14 protein-coding genes are annotated in these 23123 nt (G+C 38.7%); 3 read left to right on the plus strand and 11 right to left on the minus strand.

Annotated elements, in window-relative coordinates:
- Positions 1–593: 593 nt before the first annotated feature.
- Both NSQ77_RS01815 and NSQ77_RS01820 read right to left on the minus strand, forming a co-directional pair.
- Entirely contained in the window at positions 594–1808 is a 1215-nt protein-coding gene (locus NSQ77_RS01815) for an oligoribonuclease (RefSeq protein ID WP_339228510.1), read from the minus strand.
- A 144-nt stretch (positions 1809–1952) separates the two neighbouring features.
- Positions 1953–8792: a lamin tail domain-containing protein gene (locus tag NSQ77_RS01820; protein ID WP_339228511.1), complete on the minus strand. Its 6840-nt coding sequence runs from the start codon at positions 8790–8792 to the stop codon at positions 1953–1955.
- Positions 8793–9342: 550 nt separating this feature from the next.
- Between NSQ77_RS01820 and NSQ77_RS01825 the strand changes: the two genes are divergently transcribed.
- From NSQ77_RS01825 to NSQ77_RS01835, 3 genes are all read left to right on the plus strand, one after another.
- Positions 9343–10530: an LL-diaminopimelate aminotransferase gene (locus NSQ77_RS01825; RefSeq protein WP_339228512.1), complete on the plus strand. Its 1188-nt coding sequence runs from the start codon at positions 9343–9345 to the stop codon at positions 10528–10530.
- A gap of 59 nt (positions 10531–10589) precedes the next feature.
- Complete coding sequence (locus NSQ77_RS01830) at positions 10590–11066, plus strand: DinB family protein (RefSeq protein WP_339228513.1); 477 nt, start codon at positions 10590–10592, stop codon at positions 11064–11066.
- Between the two features lie 288 nt (positions 11067–11354).
- Positions 11355–12284, plus strand: coding sequence for an AEC family transporter (locus tag NSQ77_RS01835; RefSeq protein WP_339228514.1), 930 nt, complete (start codon positions 11355–11357; stop codon positions 12282–12284).
- Between the two features lie 58 nt (positions 12285–12342).
- Here NSQ77_RS01835 and NSQ77_RS01840 read toward each other — a convergent pair whose 3' ends face one another.
- From NSQ77_RS01840 to NSQ77_RS01880, 9 genes are all read right to left on the minus strand, one after another.
- Positions 12343–13749 carry an APC family permease gene (locus NSQ77_RS01840; RefSeq protein WP_339228515.1) on the minus strand — a complete coding sequence of 469 codons (1407 nt, stop codon included), beginning with the start codon at positions 13747–13749 and terminating at the stop codon, positions 12343–12345.
- A 196-nt stretch (positions 13750–13945) separates the two neighbouring features.
- The gene (locus NSQ77_RS01845; RefSeq protein WP_339228516.1) at positions 13946–15298 is read right to left on the minus strand and encodes an aspartate aminotransferase family protein; all 1353 of its coding nucleotides are present in this window, start codon (positions 15296–15298) and stop codon (positions 13946–13948) included.
- Positions 15299–15612: 314 nt separating this feature from the next.
- A complete protein-coding gene (locus NSQ77_RS01850) occupies positions 15613–16284 on the minus strand; it encodes an aspartate/glutamate racemase family protein (protein ID WP_339228517.1) in 672 nt (223 codons plus the stop codon).
- Positions 16284–17636, minus strand: coding sequence for a hypothetical protein (locus NSQ77_RS01855; protein ID WP_339228518.1), 1353 nt, complete (start codon positions 17634–17636; stop codon positions 16284–16286). The genes NSQ77_RS01850 and NSQ77_RS01855 overlap by 1 nt, the downstream gene beginning before the upstream one ends.
- Positions 17637–17641: 5 nt before the next feature.
- Positions 17642–18817: an FAD-dependent oxidoreductase gene (locus NSQ77_RS01860; RefSeq protein ID WP_339228519.1), complete on the minus strand. Its 1176-nt coding sequence runs from the start codon at positions 18815–18817 to the stop codon at positions 17642–17644.
- A 197-nt stretch (positions 18818–19014) separates the two neighbouring features.
- A complete protein-coding gene (locus tag NSQ77_RS01865; protein ID WP_339228521.1) occupies positions 19015–20217 on the minus strand; it encodes an NAD(P)/FAD-dependent oxidoreductase in 1203 nt (400 codons plus the stop codon).
- Positions 20207–20512 (minus strand): (2Fe-2S)-binding protein, encoded by a 306-nt coding sequence (locus NSQ77_RS01870; protein WP_339228522.1) that lies wholly within the window; start codon positions 20510–20512, stop codon positions 20207–20209. The genes NSQ77_RS01865 and NSQ77_RS01870 overlap by 11 nt, the downstream gene beginning before the upstream one ends.
- On the minus strand, positions 20509–20778 hold the full coding sequence (locus tag NSQ77_RS01875) for a (2Fe-2S)-binding protein (RefSeq protein WP_339228524.1): 270 nt from the start codon (positions 20776–20778) through the stop codon (positions 20509–20511). The genes NSQ77_RS01870 and NSQ77_RS01875 overlap by 4 nt, the downstream gene beginning before the upstream one ends.
- A gap of 341 nt (positions 20779–21119) precedes the next feature.
- Positions 21120–23102, minus strand: a complete 1983-nt coding sequence (locus NSQ77_RS01880; protein WP_339228525.1) for an NADH:flavin oxidoreductase — start codon at positions 23100–23102, stop codon at positions 21120–21122.
- Positions 23103–23123: the final 21 nt, after the last annotated feature.

The following is a 23123-nucleotide window of genomic DNA, read 5'->3' on the forward strand; positions in this document are numbered from 1 at the left end:
ACATTGTAAATTCAAAGGATGAAAGTTTCCCTTTCCTTCTAATCTTTTCCAAGTGCCTAAAATAGAAAGCTGAACTAAAAACAAGTAAAAAGATAGCTATTGTGCGTAAAACTTCTACAAAAGTGACACACTACAATACCCTCCACTCTCATTCTTTCTTTGGCATCTCTTCTGCGCATATATTTTTCCATAGATTAGTAATCTTAAAATACTAAGCGGCAGTTTTGCAATTAATAAGTAAAGCCGGCTAATTTAGAGGACTTTAATTTGTTTTTTCTCGTTTATTCTTTGAAAAGTACTTTAAAAAAGATTTATTTTATGAAACAGAGTGGTTTGCGAAACAGCTGCCCAAATTTGCATTTGTAGACAAATTGCAAACCACTTTAGCATATATTTCATCTGAAATTCGATATTGATATTTGTAGAAGCCACTGTCCTTTTTATACGAATTAGAGTAATTAAAAGTTTCACTATTAAGCAATTCAGCTTGGTTCGGTTATATAATTATTATTTTCCATGCATTAATTAGTTAAGGGGCAAAAAACAGACTTCCAAACTTTATTGGAAGTCTGCCGATACTACTATTCAACTTTTCAAATCCTTTTCTCATCATTATTTAATTGTATTCCATTTACACTGCCCAGCTTCTCCATCAAATAACTGACAAATGTATCATCTCTCACAAGCCATGCTTCCTCTTTTCGCTTCAAAAAAATTTCTGCATCCTCAAAGCTTGAAAAGACTTGGGCAATTTTTTTCTTATCTTTTTCAATCACCCAATGATCATCGTTTTCAGGATAAACGAGAAAAATAGCTTCCTTCCTATTTTTATACATTGCTCCAAAAGGTGATCCTTTTACATTATATCGATTTCTTTTTGCATCTTCCCGCAATGATTCCAGGTGAAAGGTATCTGCAACAAACAATTTATAAGCTTCATCCGTTAATGTGCAGCCTGATGCTTTCGCATGCCCACCTCCTGCAAACCTTCCTGCGAATTCAGACACATCGACATGATCATGGATTGTTCTAAAGCTTGCTCGCTTTCCGCCCATATTCAAAATCACAATGTAATCAAGATGTGGGTATTCTTTTCCTAACTCATTTCCAAGTTCCGAGTGGTAGGACTCCGCATATACAATTCCAGCAAAATGGTCACCAAGCTTCTTTTGCACGACCTGTCGTTTTTTTTGGCGAATGTAGCGCTCTATCTTACCACCTTCCATATGGAGAATTTTCATTTCAAAATCATCAAAATAGAATTGCTCACTTTTTTGTAATCGTTCGATCATAACTTCTTCAAATTCCTCAATAGAGACAAGAAAAAACAGCGCATTGAGCTTCCTCGCTTTTTGATTCTCGTTTTTTTCCCATTCCCATGTATCATACTGCCTTACAAGTTCTACAAATTCTGCTACAGACTCAGAAGCCTCCAGCAGTTGGTGTTCAACAAGATAATCATAAAATAAAGATGTTGCCGATGTTAAATTACCTTGTGTATCTTCAACGACAACATGTCCCCACTCATATTCGTTAAAATGCAATGAAGTTTTATGATGATCCAAAAATTGTACTTTCCCACCAGCTTGATAAAATGCTTCCAATCTTTTTTCATTTTCCTCATTCACAGACAAATCAGTAATAAATAAAAAGGTGTCCTTATTCTCGTTTTCAAAAAACCACTCAACTTCCCGATTTAAGCTGGCAATGGAATTGTATCTAACCTTAACCTCTTTTCCAAAAGCGATCTTCGCTAAAATACCACAGCCAACACCATCTAAATCATTATGAGACAAAAGCTTATACATATTTCTCACCTCAGATAATAGTATGCTTTTAATGGGAAAAATTATTGCATAGATATGAAACCGCAAATGATGAACGAGGATATTGCTTTGATTCGTTTTGCGAAAAAAAGAACTCCAGCCTTAGCTGAAGTTCTTTCAAATCCATTAATCCATCAATCGCTGTTTCCTGTAGTATGCGATATACCAGATCCCTAAACCACTAATTATTAACATAAAACCTATCCATAAATAGTTAAACATATTGGTGGCTGTGTTTGGCAAGAATCCACCGGAATCCGATCCGTCACTCGATTCTCCTTTTTCAATAACAGGCGTTTTGCCTTTCCCGCCAGCTCTGTCACCAGATACTGGGGCAGAATCAGTTTCCGTATTCGTTTCATCCGCTTTTTCGAATGCAGCAAATGTACTCAAGTGGTGTAATGGCGCAGTTACTTTACCATTTGCAAATTCACTACTATCGATTAGCTTCCGTTCTGCAGCACCCTCATTCAGGTGATACAAATGAAGGTGTTCTGGATTTGTGACCTTGTCATTGAATACCTCTAACGTTAACGTAATTGGCTCAGCAAATTCACTGATTATTGTTCCACCCTGGGTAATCGTAATATCATATACATTACTTAATGCATCCGCGATTTGTTCAAGGCGTTCAATTTTGATAACAGCATCTCCAGACTCACTAAATGCAGATGCAGGAATATCCAGTGTTATATCACCTTTTTCGATTGTTAGATTAATATGTTTTTCCTTTAAAAGCTTAATTTGTTCTTCCGTTAAATCAAGTTCAACGATAGCTTGATCTGCATATTCATGTAAATCAACAATAATATTGCCACCATTAGCCACCTTATGAAAAACATCATTATCAAGCTTGGCCTTATTATGCTGTACATCAGGTATTACAATCTGCTTTTTATTGTTAGGTAGTTCCTCATTTGGAACATCACCAGGATCCTTGTCTCCTTTATCATCAGATGTTTCTTCAGAGTCTCCTGGCTTATTCGGTTTTTCTACTGGATCAGGAACCTCCGGCACTTCTGGTTCAGATGGGTCAACCACTTCTCCGTCGACAGTTTGGAAACTCCAAATATCTGAACGAACCATACCACCGAAATCATCAGATGCAATAACATACCAGAAATATTCGCTATTTGGGGCTAGATTTTCCCAAACAACTGTTGCTTTACCTCCGCTCTCAACATTCTTTACCGAATCAATCAGATTATTGGTATACACATTTATCTCTACATAATCAGTTGCAACTTTTTTCAGCTGGGGCTCTAGATCCCAGTCCAAATTGAATTCATCTTTCTCTGGAAACTCTTCTGGATCATAGTAATTGTATTCATCCATATACGGAGAATAGGTACGTACTTCCATTTGGTTTGTTTCCATATTAAAGGTTAACAGTCGCATATAGCCCTGACCGCCTTCTGGACCACCTTGGTAATCTGCAAGCAACTGATACACAGTGCGATCTGCCACACCATCACCATTATCATCAATTTCGTCTATTAATTTCTGGCTATTATGGTAATGTCCGGAAAGAACAGCATGAACATTCTCATTCGGTACAACGACTTTTTCAAAAAGCTCGTCCCCTATTGGACTCCTTGTTCCACTTGCAAGCAAATATTCATGGAAGCCTAGAATCGCTTTATGGTTTGGATGCTCATCCAGGACATCATTGATCCAGTCAATTCCATCCTGATCGACACCCCATCCCATGTAAACAATGATAAAATCATTTCCATTAACTGAAATAAGGTCATAGTGTCCGCGATTATTTTCATAGGAACCAGCAAAATAGGAACGACCCTCAAACTGTTGATCACCGAAGTACGTATAGTAATTCGTATAATTATTATCCTTTTGATCAACATCATGATTTCCAGCAAGAACTCCATATGGTATGCCAGCATCATCAAGTACTTTCATTGCTTTGTCTGCAACTTCCCATTGGTCAAAATCATCCCAAATATTAACAATATCTCCAGTGTGGATGACATACTCAAGATTTAATGCTTCCTGATTGGCTGCAATCCAGTCCACTTGTTCGTCATAAATATTTGGATAGCTCTCTGAATAATATTGTGTATCTGACATCCATACAAACGTGAAATCCTCCCCTGGATTCGCTATCTGGTCTTGAACGATAACACTTACTTTACTGTCTTGTAAATAGGCTCCACCAGTTACAGAACCAATCAGTTCAAATGTTTCTTCACCTGCAATAATTGAAGTAAGCTCATCCCACTCAGTTGTTTCATAATTCCATGCGTACATCGTTACTTTTCGCCCATCCAAAGAGGAGCCATTCCATACAATTTCGATTTCATCTTCAGGCTGGACGTTTTCATCAACGGTAACATCGAAACGGTGGTACGGAAATTCGTTAGTCGATTCGGTAGACATTTCTTTTCCATCTACACCGGATAACTGTGTCAGCTCATCTTCTGTAAAATCGGTTTCCCCTTCCGGTAAATATTCTCCAGGAGGTTCAGTACCTACACTATTTTGTGAAATCGTGAGATGCTCTGAATCATCTGCTGTATACTGATACGACTGGTAAAAGTCGACTTTCATCTTATCACCAGTTGGATCATTTATTTTCACTGATAGATCTGCACGCGTCGCATCCGGCTGGTTAGTCATCCAATCCGGCAGCCATGGATGCTCCTCCACAACGTGGAATGTAACTGTCTCTGTTCCAGTATTGCCCGCTGCATCTGTTGCAGTATAGACGACTTTATGTTCACCTGGCGCAAGCTGAGCGGATGAAGTATCATAAGGGAGTGTGATTGTTTTCCCATCTAATGTTGCAGTCATTTCTGCAACATCACTCGCGTCTTCAATTGCCGCATCAATGGTAAAGTTCCCTTTATACTCTTGTCCTTCCTCAATGCTTGGTTTAATTACCGGTGCAGTATTATCAACAATCACATTTGCGGATGTCTCGTCATCACCTAATGCTGCCTTTATTTCATGTGTTCCATCTGAAACGGTTGTTGTATCGAATAAATAAGCAAGCGATGCGAATTTTTCTTCATCGATCATAAAATCAAAGTCATAAACTGGATCCTTACCAGGACTATCACCGATTGCATAATTAGTATCCGGGTTATTATAGTCTGGGTCATAGATAACTGTTCCATCTTCTAGTACTAAGCGAACATTTTTAATCGTAAAATCATCCCGGTTTTCAGTTGATGTTTCATCAAACGGGCTTACTTTATTTCCAGCGCGAATGGTAATCGTGTTTTCTCCCGGCTTCAGCTTGTCAGCTGGAATAGGGACAGTTAATGTAACAAAATCCATATACGTATCATCGAAAATTTCTAGGATTTCATCCCCCATCGTTACACCATTTTGAAAATAAATATTCGTTTCACTAACATCAAATGCGAAATACGCTTCATTTTCCATTGCCATAAACGTATCGGTCACTTGCTCATCATCAAGGAACAATAGCATCTCATCTGTATAAGCATCTTCAGCTGCTTTGATGACCTTTTCACCAGCAATTAATTCGCCCTCATCAACATTTAGGCGAAGTCCAGTTTCTGCATTTGGATGTTCAATCGGAACAGATTTTATTTCGGTTGTACTTTCATTACGTCCATCACGTGCAACAAAATAATATTCCAGCTCTTTCTGCCCAATTAATTCGGGTTCATAGATGGTGTGCTGAAATGTATCTTCCGCTTGTCGTTCCAAATTTACTTGTTTAAAGCTCTCTCCATCCAACGTACGGTAAAAAAGACTAACCGATTTCACTTCGATATCATCTGTTATGGTTGCTGTAATTTGAACAGGTTCCTCCGATGTAATGGTATTTTTTCCAGTTGTATCTTCTATGTTTGGTTCCGCGGTGTCATCAGGTATTTGTACCTTTTCTCCCGGCACTTGTTCTGGTATGACTTCTCCAGGTGTTGCATCCAAAACACCGGCGCTGATTTTTTTCAGCGTTTGGCTGCCGTCAATAGGATAACGGAATAGGATCCCTTTATCAGCAACCGTATCATCTACACCAGCTTCATCCAAATAGGTTACATTGGAAATCTCATAGCCACTCTTCGTTGCCATTGCAAATGTACGCTCTGCACTATTTGACATTCCATTGTTGTAAATCTTAATTAAGTTCTTATCTTCTGTCAGATCAGTTCCATAATGGGCATTAAAATCTGCACTCGTTAAATCCGTATTTCCAGAATTAATAATCCAGAAAACAACCGTTTCACCAGACGGAATCATAATATCCTCTTGGTTCGCGGGCGGTCCCCAAAGTAGGTCTCCCTCTGCGCCCGTATTCGGGTAACGATAGCGAATGGTATAATCTTTATAATCAATCGCTTCTGTTGTATTGTTGTATACTTCAATAAATTCATAGGCATCCGCACCATTTGCATTTGTTGAATCTGGCACTACCTCCGTAATAAATAGAGGCGGGACAGCCTGATAGTCTATAACTTCTTGCGGGATGTCGAACAATGTTATTTCTGATGTTGTCCTGCCAGCTTGGTTCGATGCTACAACATAATAGTTGAGCTTGTCACTCCATATTTCTGAACGTGGAATACTTGCCGTATAGATTGCAGCTTCTTCTGTCTTTTCCATCATGATGGATTCAAATCCCATCGCTTCACTCTGACTTATATAAAGATTAACCCCTTGTAAAGTTTGCTCGGAAATAACTTCAAGCTGAATCGTTATTTCTTCATCTGTTACATCAATTGCAGGTTCGCCAATTATAGGAACCTCTGCATCCATTTCAATTGCAACAGGCTCATTTGGTACTTGCCCTGGAAAAACGGTAAGTGGGGAAATACTTTCTGCAACCCCAACTTTCTGCATCGTATTTCCTTTTGATGGATTTTTATACATCACTCCCCGATCGGTAAAAACATCATCTGAGCCATCATTATAGGAAGCTTGTACAATTTCATTCCCAAACTCATCTGCAAGAATTAGAGTACGTTCACTTCCATTTGCCAACCCAGCACTTTGAATGATTGCCACTCGATCCTCGGTTAATTCCAGCCCATATTGTTCATTGAAATCATCAAGTGTCGCCTGCTGATTCCCATCATTATGGATCCATACAATAAAGCTTTCCTGAGAGTCAATTACCTTATCGTCGGTAATATCCCAAATCTGATCGGCGGTTTCAGTCGGATAACGGTAAATGATCTGGTAATCCTTCATATTAATTGGCTGATCCGTATTGTTATAAATCTCAATAAATTCATACGCATCTGCACCATTCATGTTTGCTGTGTCTGGTGTTAGTTCCGTAATTAATAGCTTCGGCATGGTTTGTGGATCGACTTCTGGCTGCGGAATAACTGCTTCATAAGTTTCTGATGTTGCCGTATTACTCTCAGTAGAAGCAGTAAAATAATACTGAACCTGCGCACTCCAAATTTGATTGCGTGGAACAGTAAGCTTATAAACAGAATCTTTCTCTACCTGCATTGGCATAGTTTGTTCCATAAGGGCACTGCTTTGGCTAAAGTGAAGTTGTACTTCATCTAGTTCCTGCTCAGAGGTTACTTCAATTTCTACCGTAACAGAATCATCTGTAAGAGATACGGAAGGTTTTCCAATGCTAGGTGCTTTAGCATTATTCGTTTCTGTTCCTTCTTCAACCTCCACTGGCTCCAATTCGACCGGCTTACTTGGTACTTGTCCATTAACAAGCGCTAGCGGTGTAGCAGTTTCTCCAAGTCCAACGTATTGCATCTCACTACCTTCAGACGGATATTGATAAACAATTCCTTGATTCTCCTCTTCCAGACTGCTATAAGAAGCACGTATAATTTCTTCGCCCATGTTATCATGGATCATTACAGTTTGTTCTTGATTGTTTTCCAACCCGCTGCTTTCAACTGTTGCAAAACGCTTCTCTGTTAATTCAGCATCATAATTCTTATTAAAATCATCTGCTGTTAACGCTCTGTCTTGCACCCAGACGATAAATGCTTCCTGCGGCTGAATAACTTTGTCCTCTTTCTCTGTCAGATCCCATACCTGATCTGTATCGTTATTGACGCCATATGTAAGTTGATAATCCTCCAGGTTTATTGGCTGATTAGTATTATTATAAAGCTCTATAAATCCGTAACCATCTGGGTGTGGTGCAATTTCTGTAATAAGCAGAGGCGGAAATTTTTGTGTATCTCGTTCTTCTGGTTGTACAGCTGCTTCAATGTAGCCTTCCTCAGGAAAAATTATTTCCTCTCCATTTGCATCACGTGCGATTATGTTGTACTTAAAGTTATCGGACCATAAATGTATTTCTGAAACTTCTACTGTATAATTTTCCGTCCCTTCAATCTTTGTAAATGGCAATTCCTGCATAACCATCTTTTCACCCGATTGGAATTGCAATGTTACATCTTTTGCATTTTTAATGTTCGCCTCAAATGTAATATTTGCTCCATCACTGATACTTGTTATAGCTTCATGCTCAATTGCCATTTCTTCTTCATTTATAGCAGGAATAGCATCTTGGTCGTCCTCTGTCTCTTCTTGCTTCTGATTTTCTGGTTCCCTTTCTTTAACTTCTACAATATAAGGCAAAGATGTAACATTTTCGTTCTCATTTGTTACTTCAAACCAATATTCCAATTTTGAACTTGATATAGCATCCCCTGGAATCACTGCAGTATATAAATCTTTATTTCCTGAACGCTCCATTGGGATTGCTATCGCTTCAGCATTCACGTCTTGCTTATAGAACAACGACACTTCATCTGCATCTTGAATCATTGCTTCTACTTGGTAATCCTCGCCTTGTGGCAGCTGTTTTGGCTGCTCATGCTGAATTGGTAAAATCTCTTGCGCTTCTTCTGCTTCGGCATCTTTCTCGATAACTTCTGCATCTGATCCATTCATAGGTGAGGCATAAATAGGTGCCGCTCCATGAAAGATAGTCGTAAATAAAAGCATAATAGCCGATAGTAGTGCAAAAATTCTCCTCATGCTCTTCCCTCCATGACTAAGTTTACGTTCCTATTAAGTATAGATTTCGCATGTTAACCGGGGTTAAATATTGTATGAAAATTTCGTAAAGATAATTAGGTCTAAGGTTATAGAAAGAGTCCATATAAATTGTTTAGTACCTTTTTAAGGTTTAGGTTTATCGTTATCTTTCACTACAAATTAGTATGTGCACAGTATCTTGACATTACTAGTTAGCTTTTAAACTACGCCAAAGTTTAACATTTCCTTTGTGAACTGACTTTACCGATATCTTGCCAATCTACTTTCCATATCTGCAAACAGTACTTTGAAAAGATTCCTTTCTCTGTTTTTTTACGCAATTTTTGTTGCGGCTTTTTCCTTAAAAACCAGTTTGGAACAATTTCTTTAGTGCCTGCAGCTAATCGAACCTACCTTAACAATTTTTTACAACCTCCATTTGTTGAGCTGATTTATCACTAATACAATTAATCAATAATCATCTCTCACCAAACAATGTTATAATATACAGAGTTTTAAGATATACAATTTATTTTTAGAGGTGATTCGCTTGAACATAACCCTGTCGGATAAAATGAACCATTTCCAAACTTCCATTTTTAATGAGCTTGCCAGTTACAAAAAGAAAAAAATGCAAGATGGAAAAGAAATGATTGATTTAAGTGTTGGTAGCCCTGATTTACCCCCAGCACAATTTGTCATTGATGAGCTTGCCAAGCATGTTACCAGACCTTCTAACTACGGCTATACATTAACAGGCATCGAAGAACTTCATGAAGCTATTACCACCTACTATCGCAATCAATATGGTGTATCCCTGAATGCAGAAAAGGAAGCATTAATGGTGATGGGATCACAAGATGGACTCGTTCACTTACCAATGGTGCTAACGAACCCCGGAGATATTATTCTTTTACCTGATCCTGGCTATACCGCCTATGATACAGGTGTCACATTGGCTGGTGCGACTGTTTATGGCACGCCACTAAAAGAGGAAAATAACTTTTTACCAGATTTAGAGGCTATTCCAGAAAAAATTCGGGAGAAAGCTAAGCTCATGATTTTAAACTTCCCAGGAAACCCTGTTCCTGCTTTGGCAACAAAACAATTTTTCGAACAGGTAGTAGCTTTTGCAAAGAAACATCAGATTGCTGTCGTTCATGACTTTGCATATTCAGAGCTTTACTATAAGCATAAACCGGTTAGCTTCCTATCCGTAGAAGGAGCAAAGGACGTTGGTGTTGAGTTTAATTCATTCTCAAAAAGTTTTAACTTAGCAGGCTGTCGAATTGGCTATATCGTTGGCAATCCAACTATCGTAGCTGGACTAAATCGACTTAAATCAAACCTTGACTATGGTGTGTTTCTTCCGATTCAAAAAGCAGCAATCCGTGCATTAGAGAATTCTGCTAGCTTTAGTGAGGAATTAAGAGCGATTTATAAGAGACGTAGAGATATTTTAGTAAGTGGTTTAAATGCGCTTGGCTGGAAGGTTGCTGCACCAAGTGCATCTATGTTTATCTGGGCAAAAGTTCCGAAGCCGTTCACTTCAATAGAATTCGTTTACCGATTAATGGATGACGCCGGAATCGTTGTTGTGCCAGGTAATGCATTCGGAGAGACTGGTGAAGGTTATGTTCGCATTGGGCTTGTGCAACCAGAGGAAGTTCTTGAAAAGGCTGTGACGAAGCTAAGTTCAAGTACATTGTTTTCAACAATAGAAGCTATCAATTACTAATAGAAATGGCTTAATGAAATATTTAGGCACCAAAATCTATTTTTAGGAGTGAACTATAGATGGCACACACGAAAGAGCTTTTACTTAATCAATTATTGGCAAATGCAAATGATCCTAGTTGGTATCTTCCATTTACAAGTTCCGTTAAAAATTTGTCTGAAGAAGATGCTTTTTGGAAGCCTAATGAAGCTAGTAACAGCATTGCAGAAATTGTGCAGCACCTTATTTACTGGAATAAAACATGGCAGACAAGGTTTATTCAATCAGATGTGCATGCTGTACCTTCATTAGAAAATAACGATCAAAGCTTCACCATTCCAGAAGGGCAAACGTTTGACGACTTAAAGAACACATTATTAGACGTACTCTTAAAATGGCAAAAGCTATTAACAGAGGAAAAGTTAGATGAAGCTGTTCGCTGGGACTATGAAACGGCTAAATGGTGGGAACTTATCGGAAATGCAACGACGCATAATGCATATCACATCGGTCAGATTATTTACATTCGTAAGCAACAAAAGAGTTGGGAGAGCTAATACTACATGTAAGAACATATGACACAGCAAGGTTTTGCATATCATCCTATACGTCAATATTTGTTCATTATCAAAATCAGTTTGTGTTAAGTTCATGAATTTGCCTACCATCCCAACCAAGAAGTAGCCCCTCTTATTACTAGAGGGACTACATGAAGGGAAAAATATTTATCCTCCCCCCCTACCTTTAAATAAGGGATTATATAAACATATTATTTAAGAAGATCCTCCAAACAGCAGAGACCAATTAGGTCATTTGCACATATAGTACTTCGAGGGGGGATCATAATGGATTCAACGTTGAATTTCCTGCAAGAGATGATACAGTTATACAGCATTGCATTGCTTGGTTTTTTAGTCAGAAAATTTGGGATTTTTAATGAAAATACCAATCATGTACTGACACAGCTTATTTTATATATCACATTACCTGCACTCATCTTATACTCTTTAAATATGCCGTTTTCCTATCATTTAATGAAAGATTTCCTTTGGCTTATTGCAATGTCCTCCTATGCCCTTCTTTTATCCATTTTTCTTGCTATTTGGATGCGGAATCGCTCCCAGCTGAACGAAAATCAGAAAAGCGTTTATGAGGGACTTATCATTTTCGGCAATCAAGGATATATTGGTTTCGCAGTTATTTTTGCTATTTTCGGGGAGCAAGGAATCGTTTATTTGACGATGTATAATATTGTTTTATTCATTCTTATCTGGACATATGGAATCTATTTATTTTCGCGTTCGAAAGCAACGATCAATTGGAGTAAAGTATTCTTGAATCCTGGGACTTTTTCTACATTAGTCGGATTAATTATCTTGTTTCTTCCCATCAGTTGGCCAAGTGGAGTCGCTAACACATTGGAAAGTCTCGGAAAAATGACTGTGCCGCTTTCCATGATTTTAATTGGTAGTTTAATCGCAGATGTAAAATACAATGATTTTCCGTTGCTACTTAAAAATAAGTATATTTGGAAAGCTGCACTATCGAAGCTGCTTATCGTCCCACTCCTTCTACTCCCTTTTGCGTTTCTTTCTGTACCATTACCATTACTAACCATTGCCGTTCTCGTCGCTGGGATGCCTTCTGCGCCTACTATTTCAATTTATGCTCAGGAATACAATGGCGACACGCTTTTTGCATCGATTGGGGTCATTGTTTCAAGCTTGTTGTGTGTTATTACGATTCCATTTTTATATTTTATCCTATCGCTTTAAACTTCCTATTGAAAAGGAACAGCTAAATTACAACTGTTCCCTTTGTTGTTTTTTTATTCTAAGCGATACGGTCAATTTCATTTTTCATATGCTCATCAGCAAATTCCTTCCCATACTTAGCCATCGATACATTGTACAAAATAATTCCCAAAACAGACCATACAGCAATAATAATCCATTCAGGACCACCAAGTGCTGATGGCATACCTGGCATATAAAGGGTGGCGATCCCACCTGCCATCACAACTGCAACCCAGCCGAGTGTTGTGCCACCAGGTAGTTTAAATGGCCGTTTCATTTCTGGAGCTTTCTTACGTAAAATAATGAAGGATATGGCTACCATAAACCATGCTACGACCAATCCAAGTCCACCAGCATCAACAAACCAAACTAATGCTGGTCTGCCTAATAATGGCGCTGCAGTTGATAATGCAGCAATCAGCAAAATAGCTTTATGCGGTGTTTTATATTTCGAATGAAGTTCTCCTAAGCTTTTAGGAAGCATACCCGCATTTGCAAGTGCATAAATAGCACGACTTCCTCCTACATAAAAACCAATCCAGCTTGTCAAAATTCCGCCAATACCACCAAGAACAAGAATATTAGCCATCATTTGACTGCCTCCAAATGCCTTCCCCATTGCATCGGCAGTGACTAGGGTTGATTCATTTAGCTCCGCAGGCGTTAAAATGCGTGACACACCAAATATAACGGAAACATACCAGACAATCGCAAGCACAACGGAAAATATTAATAACTGTCCAATTCGCTTTTGAGGCAAATTAATTTCTTCAGCTGATTGTGGAATAACATCAAATCCAACAAACATAAATGGTGTCATAATAAGTACTGTCAATAGCCCTGCCATCCCATTATCAAATAAAGGCTGCATATTTTGCGTACTTCCACCAATGGTACTGCCTGTAATCAGCAATACACCTGCAATAATAATTAATAATGTAAGGATGAACATAATCGAGGTAGAAAACTTAATGCCACGATAATTGATCCAAGCAATTAGAATAGACCCTAAAATCCCGACACCAGCCCATGTTAGCGTGACATCCCAACCTGCTATTGTATATAAATATCCCTGACTATAATTTGGAATTAAGTATTCGAAAACAGTCGGAAGGGCAACTGCTTCAAATGCAACAACCGATACATAACCCAGAATAATAGCCCAGGTCGTAATAAATGATGCCGTTCTCCCCATTGCTTTAAAACTGTATACATGTTCACCTCCAGCTAATGGGAGTGCTGAAGCTAACTCTGCATAGGTGAGTCCGACAAAGATTACCATCAATCCACCGATCGCAAATGCAAGAATTGCACCTAAAGAACCTGCACCTGTTATCCACAAGCCAGCAGTTACGACCCAACCCCAGCCAATCATAGCTCCAAATGCAAGTGTAAGTACATCTCTATTTCCTAATATTTTTAACAGTTTCTGTTCGTTTTTCATCATGTATTCCCCCATTTAACTTCGTGATTTTCCACGCATTAACGGGCTGTAATGCCCCTTATGCAAGCGTGAAGGCGGGATATATCAGCCCGTAAATTGCTAATTCTGCGGTACTAATATTTAGCAGGGGAAGCAAGACCCTCCACTAAATGAAATTTCACTTAATGTTAAATCCGGATGAAAATGATTTTTACTGCTATTCGTTCACCGTATGATGAACAAGTTGTTTTTGAACAGATAATATAGCATCATGTAATTTTTCTACCATGCTGTCAATTTGCGAAGAATTCATAATTAATGGTGGTGAAAAACAGATAATATCCGTATTATCGTACGTAACAGCCCGGCAAATCACACCTCTTTCATGCAAGGCTTCCACCACTTTCAGAGCCACTTGCAATTTGGCTGGAAAGCGCCTATTTGCAGCTGGATCTTGAACGAGCTCAACTGCTCCTAATAAGCCTATTGTTCTTACGTCACCAACGATATTTAATTGTTCTTTTATTTTTTGGAATCCATTGAGCAAGTATGCACCCATTGCTTTAGCATTAGCTACCAGGCCTTCCTTTTCGATAATATCAATATTTCTTAATGCAACAGCAGTTGCTGTCGGGTGTCCACTATAGGTAAAACCGTGGAATAATGTCCCTTTTGATTTTTCCTTCAATATGCTATGGATAGCATCGGACACAATTACCCCGCCCAGTGGGATATAGCCGCTTGTCACTCCTTTGGCAAATGTCATTAAGTCAGGCGTTACTCCCCAATTTTCAATACCAAAGAATTTTCCAGTTCGCCCAAATCCAGTAATCACTTCATCAGCAACAAGCAAGATGCCGTACTCATTACATAATTCACGGACTTCTTTAAAATAATCAGATGGAGGGATTAGCACGCCACCGGCACCTTGTACTGGCTCTGCAAAGAATGCAGCAATATTCTCAGCACCTTCTTCTTCAATAACAGAACGAAGTGACGCAATTGCCTTGTCTGTTCCTTCCCAGTAAGGCGTGTCCGCATGGATAAAATCATTCATTAAATGGCCAGCCATATCCCAAAATTCAGGAATTCCCGTAACACTTGTAGAAGCGGCTGCAACCCCGTGATAGCCGCGTTTTAACGCTATGATTTTCCTGCGTTTTGGCTCACCTTGTATTTTCCAGTAGTGACGTACCAATTTAACAGCGGAATCATTGGACTCTGATCCACCCGATGTAAAGAAAACAGCATTTAAATTTTCTGGTGCGAGTGAAGCAATCTTTGCTGCCAGCTTAATAGCTGGTTCATGGCTAAATGTTGAAAAAGCAGAGCTGTATGCCAGCTTTTTCATTTGATCTGCAGCTGCTTCTGCAAGTTCATTTCTGCCGTGGCCAATATTTACATTCCATAAAGATGACATCGCATCTATGAATACGTTTCCATTTATGTCAGTTAAATAGATACCCTCCCCTTTTTCAACTATTATTTTTGCACCCTTCTCCTGTTGCTGCTGAATAGAAGAGGTTGGGTGAATGAAATGCTTTTTGTCCAATTCGATCAAATTATCCATTATGATTCCTCCTTATTATTTTGTTTTTTTCATAACTTGCCTAGTCATGGAGTTCCTTTTCCTAAACTTTCCCCTACCCACATAATTTTAAAAAATTACAAAAAACCAGTTATATGGACAGGTTTAATAATCTTAGACTGTCGATATAACTGGTTATCATCTAGAGGGCGCACTGCTTGCCCAGCAGCGTCGTTTAGATTGGGCAGTTATTTATTGTCTTATTATTTATAATTTAGCAAATAGTATACTCGTGGTCAACTTCGAATTTTATCGAATTTTAAGATTTTTTTAATGAAGCAATTAAATTACAAATCCTATATTCCTCCAGCAACATAATCTGTCAACGTATTAATATCAAAAATTGGCAAACTTGTAACCTCTCTCATCGCACTTTTATATGGTGGCATATTCGTACATTCTAAAACAATCGCCTTCACAATTGGGTTTTTAGCCAACAGTTTTAATGTAACCTGCTGCATTTCAATTGCAATAGCTTTCCTATCCAGATTAATTGTCTCATTTAGAATGGCATTTGTGAATGCTGGCATATCATCCATACCAGCAATTGCAATTGGTGTACGATGAGCATTGACACCTTGAAAATGTGCTTGAGTCAGACTTGACCTTCGTGCAGTAATAACCCCTACCATCCCTCCGGTTATGTGCTGTACCATTGGAATCTGTATTAAGCTTGACGAATAGAATGGCACCCGCAATTCGCGCTGAATCTCTTTTTGGAATAATGCGAGAAAACCGCAGCTTGTTGTAATTGCCTTTACTCCTTTATTTTCTAAAGCTTTAGCTCCAATAATAAAGGGATCAATTAATCGCGTATCTCCATATTTAATTACACAATCTGTTGTTGCATTCTCAACAACTTGATATGCTACTGGAAAAGGATGTGTTTCTGGATTACCAATATCGCCTGTCGGTCTATCAAAATTTGTATCTAACATTAATATGCCAATAAGTGGTTTCTCATCCATTAGATAAACCACACAATCAAGCCAATAATTAAGAAATAAAGTGAGTTTGGCAATGCTAAAGTCATCACTTTAATCGGATCCACCTTTTTATTTAATATCCCACCAATTAACCCGCACACAACAAATGCAGTTAAACCTACTGGCGGCATGTTTTGCCCAGCTGCTGCAATATGAGATGCACCCAATGCAATTAATGTTGGATCAACTTGCATTGATTCTAGTATCGGACCCAAAAATGTAACAACGACAGATTGGGCAGTAGTTTGAGAGCCTGTTAGCATCCCGACAACTACCATCGCTATGGCCCCTCCCACTTTTATCATCGAAGAAGCTAAACCTTCTGTCATAAGTGCAACCTTTTCAATTAAACCTGAGGCATAGAACACTCCTACCATAACACCTGCGGAAAGTTGAATTTGGACAGTCTGGTTCACTTTTCCCAGTCCGTTTTTAACCACACCTTTTGTTTGCTTTCTAACAGACGGGAATAAGAAACCGACAAGCAGTGCGATAATAATTGCTGCTACAATTTGATTGGTTAGTCCCTGTATAATAGGTATTCCGATAAGCGGTTCGAGGATATAAGAGAAAAGTGCTATCTCGGTAAAAATATTATAGTCAAACAGTGTATTTGCGATAACAATAGCGATTAAAACAAGGAGAGGAATGAGTGTTTTCCAGTTTTCTTTCAGGATTTGGAAAACAGATTGATTTGGAATTAATTCTGGAGGCATCTTTTTCCCGCGCACAAAGCGAAACGATTCTAAAATTGCTAGAGTTCCACCGATGGATACAGTGATATATGCAAGCTTCGCAACTGGACCCGGATCAATACCGATAAGGGATGCAGACAAGAACACACCTTGTGTAATTGGCGGCATAATTGAACCTATAGATGCACCGAGCAAGATAATCATTCCAATTTGCTCAGGCTTTAATTTCAATTCAGTCAGTGCATGGATTACGAGAAATCCAATAACCGTAGCAGCAGCAATAGCATCCCCCAGGAAAGAACCAGCCAAAATTAATGTGATAAACACGGCAGCAATCAACCCTTTTGGAGAGTTACCAAATGCTGCCCGCAAGCTATTCAATGTTGTATCCATTGCACCTAATTTCACCTGTGACTCAGCATATAAACTGCCAAATATAGAAAGCATAATAACCCAAGATAAACGATCAATTCCATCAATAAATGCAACAATCATTTCATTAAAGTTTAAGCCTGAAATAAATGCAGATGAGAGTGCCGCGACGAGAAGCGCTGCTCTTATATCACCACCGATTTTTGGTATCTGTTTAACAAAAACGACGGCAAAAAGTAACACTAAAGGTATTATAATTTCCAACATTTTTATCACCCCTGTTTAGGTGAAGCATGAGTCGCATTAAAACGATCGAGTTTTAATTGATCCAAAAAATCCTTGTACTTCGAATCTTCATTTAACAAGCTGGCAACTAATAAACCGGTAATTGGAGCTAGTGCAATTCCATCTCCTTCATGGCCTGCAGCAATAATAAACCCTTTTAAATGCGGTACTTCACTAATAATTGGCAGCCCGTCACTTGTAAATGGACGAAACCCTACCATTGCACGAATAATTCGGACAGGCTCTAAGGATGGTGCTATTCGGCGAGCATGCATTGCAACAGCTGATAATATTTTCAGTTCAACCGCTTTATCATATCCTCTAAACTCCCTGCTCCCACCTATTAATAAATTTCCACTTTCCGTTTGTCCAAGTGAAAGTCCAATTCCATAGGCTGGGACGTCTGTGTTATTGGATAGATGCTTTGCAGCAATGTACTGTGAACATAAAATATTCCCATGAACGATTGGTTTTACTTTTTCTGAAATTAGAATCACTCCGCGGCGCGGTATAATCGGCAGTCCAATTCCGGCCATTTCCGCTACTTTAGAGGCGAAGGGTCCAGCAGCATTGATAACAAGTTCCGTTTCGATTCTTCCCTTATTGGTTTGTACTCCGATTACTCGACTTTCCTTTGTAACAATATCAGTTACTTCTGTATGCCTGCGAATGATTACCCCCTTTCGCTTTGCTGCTTCAGCAAATGCTTGTGTTAATAATAGAGGATTTACTTCTGCATCCTCCCTACAGTAGGTCGCACCAATAATTCCAGGTGATAAACATGGCTGAAATGCCAATGCTTCTTTTTGATCGACTAGTTTTACATTTATACCTGCTTTATTTCGCTGCTTTACAAACTTTCTCATGAAATCAAGATGGCTTTCATTCTCAATGACAATCATACCGCCATTTTTTTGAAATTCAATTTTTATTCCTAATTCTTCTTCCAGATTCTCATACACCATTCGACTCGTCTGTGCTAGTTTAATAGGAAATCCAGGCTTTTTGGATTGCAAAAAAATAGCTTTGTCACAGGCTCCTGAAGTCTCAGAACCAATTTCCCCCTTTTCGATTAAAACTACCTTATGATTTCCAGCAAGCCGGAAAGCAATTGATGTTCCGATTACTCCGCCTCCAACAATTACAATATCAGCTGTTTCCATGAACTCCAACTCCTCAAACAACTATTTCATTCCACAAAATGAAACTTCATTCAGGAAAGGATTTTTTCTACTGAATGTTAGTACCACAAGGGGAGAACGAAGTCCCTTGAATGGCAGTTGTTTATCACCTTCGCTTATTTTGGTTTGCTGCCTTTGGATATACGGGATAATGCGCGAAAGCTTCAGTCTGTAATGACTTACTGTTCACTAATCCAGGATAAACGCTCCAGTTTTGTCCAGCCGTTTTCAAGCCCAGGATGAAATTTAATAACGGCGTTCTCTCGCTCTGAGTTAACTTTTTCTTTTGCTATTTTTATGAATTCTGGTCCATTCTCTACTAGTCCCAATCGATTACAAATGACGGTACCTACAAGTTCTCCCTGTGCAATGGCAACCTTAGCCCCCTCAACACCGGTGCTGCTTCCCGCCACAAAAACATTTGATTGTGTTGTTTCCAATTTGTCATTATACAATGGTATATGCCCGCCCAATTCCTCGATAAAGACACACTCACAGCCGGCTGCGCTTGCAAGCTCGATTAATGGATGGAGTCCTCCTGATATACATACACAATCAACAGGTATTCGTTTTCCTTTTTTCTTTCCAAGCCGTCCACTACGACTAACTGCAGCTACCTCAATTTCCTCGACTATTTCATTTCCAATAATTTTAACTATTGCTTTTCTTAAATGTAGCGGGATTCCCCATACTTTCATACCAAAAGGCGGATAATAGTTAACCCCAAACTTTTGCATAGACTCTTTCCGCCCTAACTTTCCAAGTAATTTAAGTATTGGATTTGGGGCTAAATGAGATAAACTAGAAAGATAGGCGATCATCTTTAATGGATTGGATTTATCCAAAGAAAATGAGTTTAATGGAGGAAGATAAATGCCAACAACATCAACTCCAGCCATTTTAAGGTCATAGGCAATTGTTAAAGAGAGAACATCAATCCCGATGATGGCAACTCGGTTTCCTGGTTTTACCCGCTGAATATTTGTCAGTACTTGTGCTGCACCTATCGCCATAACACCTGGTTTTGTCCAGCCTGGAATCGGAATTGCTTTTTCCGCTGCACCTGTTGCAATTAAAACAAAATCTGATTCTAATTGCTCTCCATTATTCAACAGTACTTTCCATTTTGGGTATATCCCCCAAACCTCACACTCGAGGAAACACGGAACATCTAATTGCTTTAATTTATTTTCCATGTTTCGCGCAACTTTCTCGCCAATCCACCAGCCTGCTTTAGTTTCTTTATAGACCTGACCACGTAATTTACCACCGGGAACTGGATTTTCATCGACCAATGCTACTCGTGCACCATGTGATGCTGCTATAATTGCTGCACTCATTCCTGCAGGACCAGCACCGATAATAATTAGATCATATTTCATCATCATCTGTCCCTTGAGATATGATTTTCATCTGATCTTTTACACCCGTTACACATGCTCTTACACTTCTTTCTCCATCAACAGTTACGCGACATTCATAACAGTGACCAATTCCGCAATAAATTCCTCGTGGCGCTTTCTCCTTCTCGGTATATCGTAATATGCGTATTTGATTAGCGAGTAATGCTGCTGCAATTGTTTCTCCTTCAAACGCTGGATAATTTTTACCATTAAAGGTAATCCGTACTTCTTTTCGTTCCAAACTCACAAGAATAGGATGTTTTTTTATTCTCATAGAGAAGGATCCTTTCCACTTCGTGATAAGTTCGCTAAACTTATTGGACGGACGGGATTTTTATATAATACATTATTTATTTCTTGAATAGTTATATCTGTATAAGGAGCGATAGCCTGTTCCAGCAATACACGACACGTTCGTCCTTGACAGATCCCCATTCCAGCTCTAGTTTCCATTTTAATTGCTTTTAATGTCGCTGCTCCGTTTTTAACGGAAGTGATAATATCGCTTAACAATACTTCTTCACATCTGCAAATAATCATATTGGAATCATCAACTCCTGCATTAGTCTTCGATGATCTATTAATTCAATTTATGAAAGCGGATACTAATTCATACATAAAAAAAGCAGACGCAATTAAGTATCTGCTGGGCATTGTCAATCAGATTTAATTATTTAATTTCATCATTCAATTACTCGCTGTGGAATTTATCTTACAATACCTTCATTTCACATTTTGTTTTACAATCAGGATGTTTCAAGAACAGCTACAGATGGTAACATACCTATGTTTATAGAAAAAGCAAGTATACCTCAATAAAGTGTCTTATTGAGGTATACTTTTAATAAAAAATAGTTCAATTTAAAATAGTGGGAAATATTTTATAAAACACTTCCAATCCGCACACCTTCAGCAATAGCATCATTTAAACGCCTAGGTGATACGGTATCTCCAATAAGCTGAACATCCAAATCTGGACTGTTAGAAATAAGCTCTTCATACAATTCATTATCCCCATGTTCATAACCTATTAAAACAACAACCTCATCCTCTTTAACAATCCGTGAAACTCCTGTCCAAATATCCTTCTGAAATAGTTTGCCATCTTTGTTTACAAGGGTTTTATTTGGTGATAGTTTTACATTTCCCTTCGCTAAGAGTCGATACATCTCAGCTTTTTGCATCTCATCAAGGTCTTCGCAAACGGACCATAGTGGTGAAGCTAGTTCAACATGTAAAGCACTATTCTGCGTCACATGATTTGCTATACTGCCACCTCTATATTTTCCTTCCCGGTCGTGTATTAATACCTTTCTATATGATTCTAAATTAACATTTCCATTAAGTAGATTAATTTCATTTTCAAAAAGTAAATTTTTTATTTCTCTTTCATATGGATTAACTGAATTTGATCCTGTAGCAATCACAACAGAATCCGGTTGCAATTCCACCACACTTTCAAGTGTACCTTTTGTGTTAGTATGAATTTCTACATTAAGCCGCTCCAATTCCCTTTCCAGCCATATTATATGACTTCCATAGTGAGGGCGTTCACTAGCAAGTGAAGCAAATTTAACCTTGCCACCAAGACTGTCGCTGCTTTCCAGAATAATTACCTTATGACCGCGACTGGCAGCAACACGAGCAGTTTCCATACCTGATGGTCCACCGCCTACCACTATTATTCGTCGTTTGTCTTTAGCAGTTTTAAAGTTTTCTAAACTATTATCAGCAATAGAAGCATTAACTGTACAAATCATTGACATCCCCGTATAAACTCTCCCTATACACCCTTCATTACAGGCAATACATGGTCTAATATCAAGCAGTTTTCCATTTTGCACTTTTTTTGGCATATCTGGATCGGCTATTATAGCTCTAGTCATTCCTACCAAATCACAGTCCTCATTTATTAAAGCATCTTCTGCTTGAGATGGATCAAGAATACGTCCTGCCACTAAAACAGGAACTGAAAGTTCAGCTTTCATTCTTTTTGCTAGTTCATTGAAGGTACCTCTTTCGAAAGTGTCTCCAGGTACCACTGCGGCCTGTGCACTGTATGTTGCTCCTGTCCCCCCGCTGATGTTAAACAAATCTATGCAACCTAATTCATCTAACCTCTTTGCAATCTCAAGCATATCATCTTGATTGAGACCAATTACCTCTGTTTTGGGGTCCCCTGTCATTCTAAAGGAGATAATGAACTCATCAGAGACTGCTTCTTTTACCGCTTTGATTACTTCAATAGAAAAACGAATTCTTCCCTCAAAATCTCCTCCATAGCGATCTGTACGATTGTTTATTTTAGGACTCCAAAATTGTTCAATTAAATGCCCGCCAAAAGAAGTAATTTCGATTCCATCCCATCCACATCTTTCTAATCTTGCTGCAGATTCAGCAAAGGCTTCCACTATTGGTGGTATCTCTTCAGCACGCATAACATGAGGTACCTCACGATGAACCCCTTCTGGATTAGCTGAGGGGGCATGGACTGGATGACCATCTACTATAGATGTTCCTCTTCGTCCCATATGAGTAGCTTGCGAGATAATTAACGTTCCGTGTGCATGGACACGTTCTGCAAGATCTCTTAAATAGGGCTCATTTTCAGGATCCCAAAGACTGACAGAACCATAAGATGCTGATGATTCTTTATATACACTGGCGGAACCAAAAGTCATAATTAAACCTGCACCACCCTCAGCTTTTCGCTCTTGATACCGAAGATGCCTCTCATTTAAAACACCATTATCAAAGCCAACTGCATGGGCTGTTGAGACAATTCGATTTTTAACCTCTTTTTTTCCAATTTTAAGGGGACTAAGCAATTTTTTGAAAGATGTATTTACACTATTTATCATCATTTATAATAACCTCCATTTTTT

The sequence above is a fragment of the Oceanobacillus sp. FSL K6-2867 genome, from assembly GCF_037963145.1.
Classification (GTDB): domain Bacteria; phylum Bacillota; class Bacilli; order Bacillales; family Amphibacillaceae; genus Oceanobacillus.